The 12,534-nt window shown below is 70.5% G+C and carries 12 protein-coding genes and 1 tRNA gene; 6 read left to right on the top strand and 7 right to left on the bottom strand.

The window, feature by feature from the left end:
* Window position 1: 1 nt before the first annotated feature.
* Window positions 2–253: a DNA-directed RNA polymerase subunit omega gene (locus tag IT371_19180; protein MCC6749797.1), complete on the bottom strand. Its 252-nt coding sequence runs from the start codon at window positions 251–253 to the stop codon at window positions 2–4.
* Between the two features lie 254 nt (window positions 254–507).
* Here IT371_19180 and IT371_19175 point away from each other — a divergent pair, with 254 nt between their 5' ends.
* The gene (locus IT371_19175) at window positions 508–1,278 is read left to right on the top strand and encodes a hypothetical protein (GenBank protein ID MCC6749796.1); all 771 of its coding nucleotides are present in this window, start codon (window positions 508–510) and stop codon (window positions 1,276–1,278) included.
* A gap of 57 nt (window positions 1,279–1,335) precedes the next feature.
* Window positions 1,336–2,187, top strand: coding sequence for a DUF429 domain-containing protein (locus IT371_19170; GenBank protein ID MCC6749795.1), 852 nt, complete (start codon window positions 1,336–1,338; stop codon window positions 2,185–2,187).
* Here the strand turns inward: IT371_19170 and argF are convergent.
* Both argF and IT371_19160 read right to left on the bottom strand, forming a co-directional pair.
* Window positions 2,171–3,097 (bottom strand): ornithine carbamoyltransferase, encoded by a 927-nt coding sequence (gene argF / locus IT371_19165; protein ID MCC6749794.1) that lies wholly within the window; start codon window positions 3,095–3,097, stop codon window positions 2,171–2,173. The two genes, IT371_19170 and argF, sit on opposite strands and share 17 nt — an antisense overlap.
* A 36-nt stretch (window positions 3,098–3,133) precedes the next feature.
* Window positions 3,134–3,218, bottom strand: a tRNA-Leu gene (locus IT371_19160).
* A gap of 200 nt (window positions 3,219–3,418) precedes the next feature.
* Between IT371_19160 and IT371_19155 the strand changes: the two genes are divergently transcribed.
* Complete coding sequence (locus IT371_19155; protein MCC6749793.1) at window positions 3,419–4,840, top strand: matrixin family metalloprotease; 1,422 nt, start codon at window positions 3,419–3,421, stop codon at window positions 4,838–4,840.
* Here the strand turns inward: IT371_19155 and IT371_19150 are convergent.
* The 4 genes from IT371_19150 to IT371_19135 form a co-directional block, all read right to left on the bottom strand.
* The gene (locus tag IT371_19150; protein MCC6749792.1) at window positions 4,834–5,145 is read right to left on the bottom strand and encodes a hypothetical protein; all 312 of its coding nucleotides are present in this window, start codon (window positions 5,143–5,145) and stop codon (window positions 4,834–4,836) included. The two genes, IT371_19155 and IT371_19150, sit on opposite strands and share 7 nt — an antisense overlap.
* Before the next feature lie 57 nt (window positions 5,146–5,202).
* The gene (locus tag IT371_19145; GenBank protein MCC6749791.1) at window positions 5,203–5,820 is read right to left on the bottom strand and encodes a hypothetical protein; all 618 of its coding nucleotides are present in this window, start codon (window positions 5,818–5,820) and stop codon (window positions 5,203–5,205) included.
* A 93-nt stretch (window positions 5,821–5,913) separates the two neighbouring features.
* Window positions 5,914–7,485, bottom strand: a complete 1,572-nt coding sequence (locus IT371_19140) for a protein kinase (GenBank protein ID MCC6749790.1) — start codon at window positions 7,483–7,485, stop codon at window positions 5,914–5,916.
* Window positions 7,482–8,675 (bottom strand): FHA domain-containing protein, encoded by a 1,194-nt coding sequence (locus tag IT371_19135; GenBank protein ID MCC6749789.1) that lies wholly within the window; start codon window positions 8,673–8,675, stop codon window positions 7,482–7,484. Before IT371_19135 ends, IT371_19140 begins: the two co-directional genes overlap by 4 nt.
* An 88-nt stretch (window positions 8,676–8,763) precedes the next feature.
* On the opposite strand from IT371_19135, the gene IT371_19130 reads away from it, so the two are divergent.
* The 3 genes from IT371_19130 to IT371_19120 are packed head-to-tail and all read left to right on the top strand — an operon-like array spanning window position 8,764 to window position 12,527.
* The gene (locus IT371_19130; protein MCC6749788.1) at window positions 8,764–10,242 is read left to right on the top strand and encodes a hypothetical protein; all 1,479 of its coding nucleotides are present in this window, start codon (window positions 8,764–8,766) and stop codon (window positions 10,240–10,242) included.
* A gap of 3 nt (window positions 10,243–10,245) precedes the next feature.
* Window positions 10,246–11,340: a hypothetical protein gene (locus IT371_19125; GenBank protein MCC6749787.1), complete on the top strand. Its 1,095-nt coding sequence runs from the start codon at window positions 10,246–10,248 to the stop codon at window positions 11,338–11,340.
* The gene (locus tag IT371_19120; protein MCC6749786.1) at window positions 11,337–12,527 is read left to right on the top strand and encodes an AAA family ATPase; all 1,191 of its coding nucleotides are present in this window, start codon (window positions 11,337–11,339) and stop codon (window positions 12,525–12,527) included. The genes IT371_19125 and IT371_19120 overlap by 4 nt, the downstream gene beginning before the upstream one ends.
* Window positions 12,528–12,534 lie beyond the last annotated feature (7 nt).

Here is a 12,534-nt window from a genome sequence, read left to right as displayed (position 1 = left end):
CTCAGGAGCGGGTCTTCGCCTCGACGAGCTTGGTCTCCGCGAGGTACACCTCGACGACGGAGCGGACGTCCTCCGTGAAGCGGACCTTGCCGGCCGCGATCTCGCGCAGGGCGGTGACGGCGGGCTTGTTGTCGCAGTGGACGAGCGCTCTGGCTCCCTTGCTCAGGTCGCGGGCGCGGGCTGCCGCCAGGATGACTAGCGCGAAGCGATTCCCCAGGTTCTCGAGACAATCTTCAACCGTTACTCGTGCCACGCATCGACCTCCGTACGTCCGAACTTCACGCCCGTGGTCAGGATTGACGAAGCCTCGCTTTCGCGCATGACAGACGTGCGAAGGGCGGCCACACGGGCAGGCTATTCTACGGGCTTCGGGGGTCGTGTCAATGATGAATTGCGACGAGATTTCGATGTCTTGCGCTGTGGCGCGCTTGAAATGCCGCTCGCGGGGCAGTATCCTTGGACGGTTCGAGATCGAGGGACACGGCCCCTCCGCGGAAGAGCGCTGCGATGGTGTCGATCAAGGTGAACTGGCCCGACGTGGAGACGGCCTTCGAGCGAAACTCGCCGGGCCTGACGAGCTACATCGACCGCGTGACGGGGGAGGTGCTCGTCGTCCTCGACGGGGCGCCGGAAGATGCCGAGAAGCGCGAGCTCCTCCTCCATCAGCCGGACCGGTACGTCAAGATCGACCCCGCCTCCTCGCGGGAACAGTACCGCTGGATGGAGCGGTTCGTGGTCACCGTCGAGGACGATGCGCTGCGGGACCGGCTCCTGGTGTCCATCGACGGCAAGGGCGCCTTCCGCCGCTTCAAGGACGTGCTCCTGAGCTACCCGGCGGAGCGCGAACGGTGGTTCACCCATCGCGCGGACCTGCTGCGGTATCACGTCAATCGGTGGTTCGAGTCGCGGGACCTCGAGCCGGATCCGCCACCGCCGTGGGGAAACGTGGAGCTTCCACCGGAGCCGGTGGATCCGCTGCCCAGGGTGAACTCGACCGGAGAGGGGCCCGCCGAGGTGCTCCGCAAGCAGGTGAAGTCGCTCGTGGACGTTCTCCCCGCGGGCGAGCTGCACTCGGCGCGCGTGTTCCTCGAGTACCTTCGTGACCGGGGAAGCGCGGAGCTGAACGGCAGCCGAGGCAAGCTAGACCCGCGACGGCCGTTTCGGCGACGCAGCGACGGGGGACTGACGGAGTCCGACCTGGCGGAACTCGCCGAGGAGGACGAGGTCGAGGATCCCGTGGAGAACCAGCCGACCGAGCCGCTCCACGCCCTGAGGTAGCGACCGGGGATCCTTCCTGCGGGGCCCGTTCGCCACAGCTGCTACACTACGTTGCCCATGAGAGCGCGCGCTTCAAGACCCTTCACGACCTTCGTCGGTGTGGACCTCGGCGGAGGCAAGGGGAAGAACACGGCAGTGGCGCTCCTCCAGGCGAAGGGGGAGACCGTGCGCGTGCGCTACGTCGGGACGCGGACGCCCGACGGCGAGCCGTACTACGACGAGCAGCTCATCGCGTTCCTCCTCGCGCATCGCGACGCGGCGCTGGTGGCGATCGATGCGCCGCTGGTCCCGACCGTGTGCGTGCGTTGCCGTCTGCCCGAATGCGTCGGGCTCGGCGCGTGCGAGGACAGGGTCGTGCGCTGGTTCCGCGAGCGCGGCGATCCGCTGGTGCGGGGGCAAGACGCGGGAGGGCCGAACGGAAAGCCTGCCACGACCCCTTACACGCAGCGGGCCTGCGAGGTCGTGCTGCAGCGGGAGCACGGGATCACCCCGCGCGAGACGCTCGGCCAGGGGATGGGCCCGCTGACCGCGCGCGCCCACTACCTGCGCCGGGCGCTGGAGCGGCACTTCCGCCTGAACGCGAACCTCATCGAGGTGTATCCGAAGGCCACCGTGCACGCGCTCTTCAGCGCCGACCGGGCGCGACGCTACAAGCGCGAGGTGGACACCTGGCGCACGCGGGCCGAGCTCCTCGAGGAGCTGTCGCACTCGCTGCGCTTCGAGGTGTGGCGCGAGGGGTGCTTGAGCAACGACCACTGCTTCGACGCGGTGCTCTGCGCCTACACGGGCTACCTCTGGGCCACCGAGGGCTGGACCCTCCCCGAGCGGGACCGGGAGGTCTTCGAGGACGACGGATGGATCTGGTTTCCGCCGCCGGCGGGGGAGCGGGGCGCTATTTCCGGCCCATGAGCAGGACCAGCACGGCCTTCTGCGTGTGCAGGCGGTTCTCGGCCTGATCGAAGATGACCGAGCGGGGGTGGTCGCAGATCTCGTCGGTGACCTCCTCTCCGCGGTGCGCGGGGAGGCAGTGCATGAAGATGGCGTCCTTGTCGGCCTTGCCGAAGAGCGCGGCGTTGATCTGGTAGTCGTGCAGGTCTCGCAGCCGCTGGGCCGACTCGGCCTCCTGCCCCATCGAGGTCCACACGTCGGCGTAGACCACCTTGGCCCCCTGGACTCCGCGGACGGGGTCGTGAACCACGTCGATGCGCGCCCCCGTCGCCTTCGCGTCCTCGCGCGCCTGGGCCAGGATCTGCGCGTCGCACTGGTAGCGGCCCTCGGGGGTGGCGAGCGTGAGGTGTACGCCCAGCTTGGCCGCGCCGAAGGCCAGCGAATGAGCCACGTTGTTGCCGTCGCCCACGTAGGTCACGGGCAGGCCGCGGATGTCGCCGAAGCGCTCGCGCATGGTGAGGTAGTCGCAGATGGCCTGGCAGGGGTGTAGCAGGTCGCTGAGACCGTTGATCACGGGGACCGAGGCGTACTTCGCGAGCTGCTCGATGTCGTCGTGCGAGAAGACGCGCGCGACGATCCCGTTCACGTAGCGCGAGAGGACCCGCGCCGTGTCGGCGACGCTCTCGCCGCGACCGATCTGGAGCTCGTTTTGCCCCATGGCCAGCGCGTGGCCGCCGAGCTGGAACATGCCCGTCTGGAAGGAGACGCGCGTCCGGGTCGAGGGCTTCATGAAGATCAGCGCCAGCGTCTGGTGGGCGAGCGCCGAACGGTACCGCTCCGGATGCCGCTTGATCTCCACGGACAGCGACAGGATCTCCTCCAGCTGCGCGACCGACAGCTTGTGGAGGCTCGTGAGGTCTTTCCAGGCCATGGCTCGCTCCTCTCAGGTGATGTGGTCTTGGGGAGGTGCCGGAGAAGGGGGTCGAACCCTTACGCCCGCGAAGGGCACGGGATTTTGAGTCCCGCGCGTCTGCCGATTCCGCCACTCCGGCTGGCACCGCCGCCGGCTCGAGCCGGCGGGACGTGACTACTTACCGCTCCGGGGTCGTGCCCGTCAATGCTGGGGTGGGAAGAGTCAAATGCGAGATTGGTTACAAAAAAAAATGCTTGAATGAAAAATAGTCGTCGAACATACTAATTCCTGCGGCACAGATGGCGATGGGGCCATCAGGGACCGCAGGGAGTTTCGCCCATGACGACCAATCCAGCTGGCAGGGTGGCAGGAATGGTCGTCGTGGCGGTGGTGCTCCTGGCGCACACTGAGGTGGCCCAGAGCTACAACCTGAGAAAGAGCAGCGACGGGAAGGTCCTGATCTGGAGCCAGGAACAGGTCGAGGTGGTGATCGACGTCTCCGCCGTGCCCACGCTGGCCGGGGCTGCTGACGCGGTGCGTGCAGGGTTCGCTGCGTGGACCTCGGCGGGCGTGCCGGTGCGGGTCGTGGACCGAATGGCCGGGGGAGCCACGAAGGCGGGGAACGACGGGCAGAACGTGGTGCGGTGGGTCACGGCGAACTGGCCCTACGGCAAGGAGGTCGTGGCCATGACGGTGTCGAGCTACAAGGCCTCCACGGGCTTCGTCTCTGACGCCGATGTGCTGCTGAACGCCGTGCATCACCGATGGGCCACGGCCCCGAAGTCCAATCAGGGGCAGTTCGACGTGCAGAACGTGGTGACGCACGAGGCGGGGCACTTCTTCGGGATGGCGCACGATTCTGCGCACGCCGAGTCGGCGATGTATCCGGATACGCCGCCGGGCGAGACGAAGAAGCGCGGCCTCTCGGCGGACGACCGGGCGGGGATCGCCGCGCTGGTCGAGGAGATCAATCGCCGTCGGCGAGGGCAGGCCGCTCCCGTCGCGCCGCCGAAGCAGCTCTCCGCGCAGTCCTCGGGCGATGGCGCGCCCACGCCGGGGGCGTCCGGGGAAGTGGCTCCGGCTCCCGACGAGGGGGCGGACCCCGTGGCGGCTGGCGGGTGCGCGGTCGGCGCTCGCGGCGCGGGTCCGGGCTACGGGTGGCTGGCCCTGCTTGCCGGCGTGCTGGCGCTCCGTCGGCGCCGGCTGGTCGTGACCGCCTTGCTGCTCCTCGCCCCGTTTCGGGCCGGGGCCACCGTGGTGCAAGAGCTCTCGGTGGAAGAGCTGGCGCGTGCGTCCGAGGTGGTGGTGGATGGTCAGGTGGTGCGGAGTATGGCGCGTCGGGTGGGCGGCATGATCGTGACCGACCACGAGGTACGCGTGGCGCGCTGCCTGAAGGGTGCGTGTAGCGCCGTGGTCGTCCTGCGTACGCTGGGCGGCGTCATCGGGGACGAGGGGATGCACGTGGAGGGGATGCCGAAGGCTCGCCCGGGTCAGCAGGTGGTCCTCTTCGGGCGTCGTGACGGGCAGCAGGTGCTGACGGCCATCGGGCTCGCGCAGGGCCTTTTCGAGCGCGTTGGGTCGCAGGCCCTACGCGACCTCCGGGGGCTGCAGCTGCTGGAGAAGGTCCAGGGCGGCGCGCCGCAGCTCCACGAGGGGCGGGTCGAACGGATCCCCCTCGTGCGTATCGAGGCGCTCCTCGGCTTCCAGGCGCGGGGGCAAGCGACCACGCAGCTCCCGGCGGTCGCCGGCGGCGTTCAGTAGATCGCGTCCAGGAAGAACAGGGTCCGCAGGTCGTCGGCCGTGCCGGCGAGTCGCGCGAGCACGGCGGCCCGGTCTCCGCCCGGCAGGTCGGGCAGATTCGTGACGAGCTGACGCACGCGTTCGAGCTGCGCGAGCGCATCGCCTACGAGCTCGCTCTGGGCCTCCGGGGGCGGGAGGTCGCGCGCGCTGGCCTGCAGGACGGGGGGCACGAGCGCCACGCGACAGAAGGGGCGCTCGGTACTCTCTTCGCGTCGGTTTCGCCGGTCCGCCCGGGCCGAGGGACGGGGCGATCTCGCGGTTCGCATGACCATCGACGGTAGAGGGGCGAGAGGAGGCGGGCAACTTTCCGCCCGGCCGGGGGGTTACCAGGGCGAGATCTTCAGGTTGTCGAACTGCAGCTCGGACTCCCAGTTGTTGAACCCGAGATGAGCGTGCCGCTCGCCTTCGAGCGGTACCGGGTCGTCCATCGACAAGAAGGGCTTGCCGTCGACGAACCATTCCACCTTCTGCCCCTTGCGCTGGATCTTCCAGCGATACGTCCGCCCCGTCTCCACCTTCACGTCCGAACGGGTCTTGCGATCCGCCCCGTGCTCGTCGAGCCGACAGAGTGCCGAGATGGTGTTGCCCCAGCCTCCGAAGACGAAGACGTAGCTGCTCGCCAGGTAGGCCCCCTTGTCGGTGGCGTGCGTTCGGCCGTCGCCCCAGGCCTCGACCTTGATGTCGCCGTCGCGCGACTTCGAGGTCACGTCGAACTCGATGACGGCGTCCCGCGGGAGCTGCTTCTTGAGCCAGAGGGGGTGGTTGTAGGCGCCCTTCACGGCGAGCTTTCCGTCCCTGAGCTCGTAGGGCCCACCTGTGTTGAAGTACGCGGTTCCGAGCTCGGGGCGGTCGAAGGCGTCCGAGAAGGGCGCCGTGATGACCTCGGGCTTGGTGCAGGCGAAGCAGAAGGGAACGGTGAGCAGCAATGCAGGTAGGCGCATCAGGACCTCCGGCCAGTTGGCGCAGCCTACGCCGGCGCGCGGGAGGACGCCAGAGCCCGGCGGCAATCGACGCCCGAGGGCCTCGGCGGGGGTCTAGCCCTCTCGCGCCGCGTCCTCGGTGTGCCGCGCCAGCCAGCGTTCGACCTCCTCGTCGCGCGGGGGCGGGCCGGCGAAGCGTTCGAGCTCCATCATGAGCGCTTCGGCGCTCTCGGCCCGGGCTGCCTCGCGGCGGAGGGGCTCCACCTCGCCAGCGAGCGCCGCCGCGTCCGGGGGCCGATCGTTCGGTTCGGGAGAGAGCAAGGATTCGAGCAGGCGGAGGAGGAGGGGCGACAGATGCGGCGGCACGCCGGCGAGCGCTGGCTCTAGCGCCGCCGGCTCGAGCAGGCCGAGACCCGGGGCGGGCCGCAGTCGGTCGAGGGTCGCGCGGCCGAGGACCGCCTCGGCCAGGAGGACTCCGCAGGCGTAGAGGTCCGTCCGGGGGTCGGGCGCCTCGCCCTGCCACTGCTCGGGAGCCATGTAGGCGCGCGAGCCCACGGCTCCGTCGGTCTCCTGGGGGGAGTCCCCGGCGTGCGCGATGCCGAAGTCCGTGAGCAGGATGCGGCCGGCACCCCGTCGGGGGCGTTCCCTAAAGAGCAGGTTCTCCGGCTTGAGGTCGCGGTGCACGATGCCCGCTCGGTGCATCGGTCCGAGCGTCTCCGCGAGCTGCGCGATCCAGTCGAGCGCCACCGAGAGCGCGACTCGGCCCTCCGCGAGGAGCGCAGCCACGGTGCCGCCGGCGCAGTATTCCATCACCACCAGGTTGTTCGCCTCGTCCAGGTCGTAGATCGTCACCACGCCAGGGTGTGCCAGCGCGGCCGCGAGGCGCGCCTCGGCGAAGAGCTGGGCTCGGTCGTGCGCCCGGTTTGCGACGGAGGGGTGCAAGACCTTGAGCGCCACCGGCCGGCCGAGGCTGCGATCGAGCGCGGCGTAGACGGTGCCACCGCCGCCGCGACCCACCTCGCGCTCGATGAGGAAGCGCCTCAGCTCGCTGAGCTCCTCGGGAGCGATCAGCGTGGCGTCGGCGCTCGCGGAGGGTCGTGGCTGCTGGCGGCGAAGCGCATCGGCCCGGGCGCGAGCGCGAGGAAAGGCGAAGTCCCAGGCCAGCACCAGCTCGTAGTGCTCGAGCGCCGCGGCGAGGTCGGACTCGCGGGCCTTCTGCTCCGCCAGGAGGAAGTGCGCGTGTGGCGCGGTGCGGGGGTCCTCGAGGAGCTCTACGAGGAGCGCGGCGGCTTCTCCCCGCTCTCCCCGGCGATCGAGCTGCGCGGCGAGGCGGAGCCGGAGAAACGGCTCGCCGGGGAAGCGATGGCTGGCGCGGCGCAAGAGCTCGAGCGCCTGGCGTGGGCGGCCACGGGTCTCCACGGCCTCGACGAGCTGGAGGAGCTCGGCGACGTTCGGTGGTGCGACGCCTGGGCCGGGGGCCAAAGACAGCCGGCGCTCCAGCTCGAGCTCTTCGGCGGGCGGACCCGCTTCCGAGGCGTCGAGGGCCGGGGGCGCGCCGGCGGAGGGCAGGGGCGCGCCCGAGGCCTGGCCCGCTGGGGGCTCACCGTCCGTCTCGGTCCCGCCAGCCGGGGGCGATAGCCAGCCGAGGAGGCGGGAGAGCAAAGAAGGCCGCGGTGGTTCGGTCATCCCTCCAACACGTCGACGCGTCGGTCGTCGACCTCCAGGAGATCGCCGCGCGCGAGCTCCGCGCGGTCGGTGACGCGCGACCCGTTCAGCCGAAGGACGACAGAGCCGGCGCACCGCACCACAGGGCACCCCTCGACGAAGCCGAGCTCGAGCGCAGGGAGGAGCGGGTCGAGCTCCGCCAGGGGCAGGGGTGCGCGAGCGACGTAGGCCACGAGACCGGCGTCGAGTCCACGGACGACGTCGAGGCGCAAGATGCCCGGGTGATCCTCGACGGGCGAGGCGCGCACGGCGCAGCTCTCGCCGAGGCCGATCTCGGGACCGTAGGGGAGGGGGACGCGACCGCCGATCGGGACTCCGCCGAGCGTCGTGCCGTTCCGACTCCCCGCATCCTCGACGACAAAGCCCTCGGCCGCCGCGTCGAGGCGCACGTGACAGCGAGAGACCGAAGGGCCGCGCACCACGAGGTCGCAATCGGCGTCGCGTCCGAGGGTCAGCGGAAGACGCCCCAGGATCCAGTAGCGGCGCTCGGCGAGACCCAGGCAGACGCGGTGGGAGCGGAGCACGCGTCGCTCGAGCTCGGTGAGGAGGCGACGGGACTCGCCCTTCTCCTCGGCCGCCGCGACGCACTCGGTGAGGGCGCGGAGCGCGGCCAGACGTTTGCCGGCCTGCCAGAGGGCTTCGTGGTCCCTGAAGCGGCTCTCCGCCGTGCGACGGCGAGCGTCTTGCTCCTCCTGCTCGCCGAGAAGCGCTTCGACGCGATCCACCAGGCCGGCGCGGGCGTAGGCCGCCGCGGCGCTCTCCCGGTCGCCGAGGCTCTCGTGGCACTCGCCGGCGTCGATCCAGCTCTCCCCCGCATCGAAGAGCTCTGCCGCCTCGCGAAGCAGCTCGTGCGCTGCGACCGTGGCGCCCCCCTGCTCCTCGGCGCGGCTGCGCAGAGCGGCGCCGAGCAGCCGCCGGACGGCGATCCGCCGCGGCGGGTCCTCGGACGCGAAGGAGAGCGCCTGGCGGAGACAGCGCACGCGGCCGTCCAGCGTGGCCTCCTGCCGCGCCAGGGCCAGGTGCATGTCGGAGACCTTGCCCATCTCGCCGCAGAGCGCGTAGGCGCGCGCCGCCGCGAGGTAGTCGCCCTCAGCCTCGGCAGCGAGCGCTCTGCGGTAGTCCGGCGAGAGGAGACGCTGAAGGAAGCCCATCGGCACCGTCGACTTTAACCCAATTCCTCGGGGTGGGGAGCCCTCGGCATTGCGGCTTCCCGGAGAGGTGCCCTATCCTCGGTGCCGGATGCTCGAGCACGTCGCCCCCCACCAGACGCGCTACGTCGTGCCCGGGCTCGTCTCCGACGCGCGCGGCGTCGCGCTCGGGCGCTTCTGCGCTGTGCTCTTGCCCTCCGTCGATCGCGTCGTCGGCCTCTTGCGGGGGCTGTCGGAGGCGATCAGCCTGGACGAGATCCTGGCAACCCTGCGGGTCGTCCAGCTTCGAACGCCGCTCGCGAGTCGCGAGTTCCTGGTGCTAGTCCCCGTGACCAACTCCCATTCGGCCGACGGGGTCGCGGCCGTAGGCCGGCTTGTGGGAGGGCTCGTCTTCACGGGCACGAACAAACACTTCGTCCGGTTTCGTGACCCGCGGGCGCCTCTCGGCTACGACGTGGACAGCCTGCACGCCGGGGGCGGCGACTTCGTCCTCTACGCGGCGGAGTTCGTGCAGGCTTATGCCCAAGAACGAGACCTTTCCGTCGCGCAGCTCGTCCTTGGTCTCTCGGTGCTGCCCGACCGAGGCGAGGAGCTCGGCGCGAACGAACGGCTGATCGTGCGGGTGGTGCGAGGGCTGTGGCCGGCGGTGCTGGGCTACCTGCACCGCAACAACGTGCCGTGCCAGGCCGCGGCGTGCGAGGGCTCGGGGCCGGAGGCCGCCGAGGGGCCGTTCTATCTGCTGCGCGTGGAGGGACTCCCCGCGCGCATGTTCGGGATCCTGCGGAGCCTCCCCGGCGTGGAGCTCTACCGCCAGCGCGCGGAGCGGGCCGCGGTGGAGCTCGGGTATCGACATCCCGTCGAGCTCTCCTCGTGCGCGAGCATCTTCGGCGAGGGGCGCTACTACCTCTTCTCCGGGCGGCGAGATCGCCTCGAGGTGGTGGAGGGCGAACCGGTCTACGTGGCTGCTCGTAGCCTGGTGCGTCTCGGGCCGGTGGCGGAGCGGCCGCCGACGCGGGAGCTGCGTCCGCTGCCGGCCGACGGGGTGTCGGTGCCACTGCGCCTGGTGGTGGCGGCGGGAGCGACGCCCCGTGTCTCCGCGTCCCGCATTCCGTCGGGACAGGAAGGGTGGCTGAAGAAGCTGGTCTACCTGCTGCCCCCGCCGGTGCTTGCCAGCTACACGGTCTGTCGCACCGAGAGCGCCGTCTACCTGCTGCGCGAGGGGGGAGTCGACTTCGTGCCCCTCGGCGAGCAGCACTACGCGGCGGCGCCCGGCATCTTCGTCCCTCTCGGGTATCAGCTCCTGCCGAAGGTGCACCCCGAGGTCCTCGTGCAGCACCTCGGGGGCTCCGCGGAGGTGGTGCACTTCTTCGAGCGCGAGGGGGCGACGGTGGTGCGCCTCCCGCGCGCGGCCTTCCAGCCGCTCGCCCGGGCCATCCTGGCGCCGGTGACACTCGCCGCGCCGGAGCGTCCGACGCCGACCGCCGAGGAGGCGCGTCCGACGCCGGTGATCGCCAACGAACCCGTGGGGTGGTTCCCGCTCTGGGGCTTCACCGGGGGCTCGGGGGAGTAGGCGATGTGGGCCGAGGACTTCCTCAACCGCTTCGCCGGGCCGCTGGTCGCGGGGGGAGAGGTGCACGTGGGTGAACCGCTGGACGCCGAGGACCTCGAAGCGCTCGTGCGGGCCCCGATCGACGGGACCGAGGGCGCGGCGCGGCTGGACGCGGCTCGCCAGCAGATCGTCGGGCAGCTGTGGCTCTACCCGCTCGACACCGCGCTCGACGAGCTCGACTGGAAGCTGCTCGTCGGGATCCATAACACGCTCTTTCTCAGTCACCCCTCGGTGCGGACCTGGAGGGCGAGCTCGTCCGGCGTCGCCCGGGTCGAACGCTTCACCGCGGCGTGTCTCGGTCCCCCGCCGGTGGAGCGCGAGGAGGAGGCGGTGCTGCGCCACAGTCTGGTGCGCGGGGTGATAGAGCTCGTGCGCACCGACGTGAAGATCCACTTCTGGGCCGGGACGCGCTCGTTCGAGGGGGCCGAGCCGCCGGCGCGTCTCCTCCGGTGGCGCGAGGTGCGGCAGGTCGAGGAGCGCCGTACGACCGTCCGCTGGCTCGAGTCCGCGCTCTCCCCCGTGCAGCACCGGCTGCTGTCGCTCCTGCTCTCCGCGTCGCCCCTCACCGCGCTGGTCACGCCGCTCCGCCCGGCGCCCCCGTTTCGCTGGATGGACGGGGTCCGGCTCCTCCGCGGTCGCCGTCTCGCGCGGCTCGTCGCGCACACGTATCTGGCGCTCGGGCTGCCGGAGGTGGAGGCGACGCTCGCGGCGGACTTCTGGGAGCTCGTGCACCGCGCGGCCTCGGCGCGCGGTCGGGAGGCCTCGGAGCTGCCGCCGGAAGGCGCGTTGCGGCTCCTCGTGGGACTGATACAGTACCTCTTCGCCTGCGTCTGTCTGGCGGGCGACCCCCCGTCGGTGGATGCGGCCACGGAACCCGCGCGCGCGCTGTCCTCCGTGGCCGTCGCCGGCCAGCGCTGCGGGTTGACGCCTCCGGAGCTCGGGGGGTCTGCGGCCGGCAGGCGGTACCGCGAGTGGGTCGGCAAGTGCGACCGGGCGTTCGGTGAGGCGGCGGGACAACTGGCGGCCGACTTGGGCGCCGCCCTGGAAGCGATGCGATGAGCCCACAACTCCCGCAGGTCGAACAGCGTCTCCAGCTCGTCGCGCGCGTGCAGGAGGTGGGGCGCGTGCTGGACCGCACCTTCCTCGACAAGCAGGAGGCCGTTCGCCTGATGATCGTGGCGGTGCTCGCGGGGGAGCACATGGTCGTGGTGGGCCCGCCGGGGACGGCGAAGTCCGCCATGGTGCGCACCTTCGCCCGACTGATCGAGGCCCGCTACTTCGAGTACCTCCTCACGCGCTTCACCGAGCCGAACGAGCTCTTTGGGCCGGTGGACATGGCCGCGTTTCGCCAGGGAGAGTACTCGCGACGCGTGCAGGGGATGCTTCCCGAGGCAGAGATCGTTTTTCTCGACGAGGTCTTCAAGGCGAACAGCGCGATCCTCAACTCGCTCCTCACCCTGCTCAACGAGCGCGTCTACGCGAACGGTCGCCACGTCCTGCGCTGCCCGCTCCTCTCCGTCTTCGGCGCCTCGAACGAGACGCCGAACGACGAGAACCTGCAGGCCGTCTTCGACCGTTTCTTGCTGCGCGTGCGGAGCGACAACCTGGACTCCTACCACTTCCACGCCCTCCTCGGGCGGGGGATCCAGCAGGAGCTGATGCAGCTGCAGGGGGGCCTCGACCGGCTGAGCCCCGTGCTCGGGCACGACGAGCTGATGGAGCTGCGGCGCGTCTTCCCCTCGTACATGACCTTCTCGGAGGAATTCCTGGCGACCTACAAGGGGCTGGTCTTTCAGATCCGTTCCGAGGGGATCAGCCTGAGTGACCGACGGACGATCAAGCTCACCAAGCTCTTCGCGGCCTCCGCGCTCCTCGACGGTCGGGCGCAGCCGTGCGACGCGGACTTCTTCGTGCTGCGCCACATCTGGAACAACCAGGACCAGGCGGACCTGCTCGAGCAGATCGTGGCTCCCGTGGTGGACCGGTACTACCGCGAGCACCCGCAGGAGCGACGCTTCATCGGGCCGCAGGCCGGCCTGGAGGAGCTCCTCGGCGAGCTGCAGCTCATTCGCGACCTGCTCACCCGGGGCGAGACGCTGAGCGACATCCAGCTCTTCTCGCAGCTGAAGAACCTCGGGGAGATCAAGAGCGCGCTGCAGACGCTGGACAGCGACGCCGCACGGAGGATGGTGGTCCAGGTGGACCAGCTTCTCGAGAGCGTCTTTTCCTCCTCGAAGTTCGCCTGATCGACCG

This window comes from Deltaproteobacteria bacterium (assembly GCA_020848905.1).
Classification (GTDB): domain Bacteria; phylum Myxococcota_A; class Polyangia.
The sequence above is the reverse complement of the archived record's forward strand: the minus strand, read 5'-3'. Positions and strand labels throughout refer to the sequence as shown.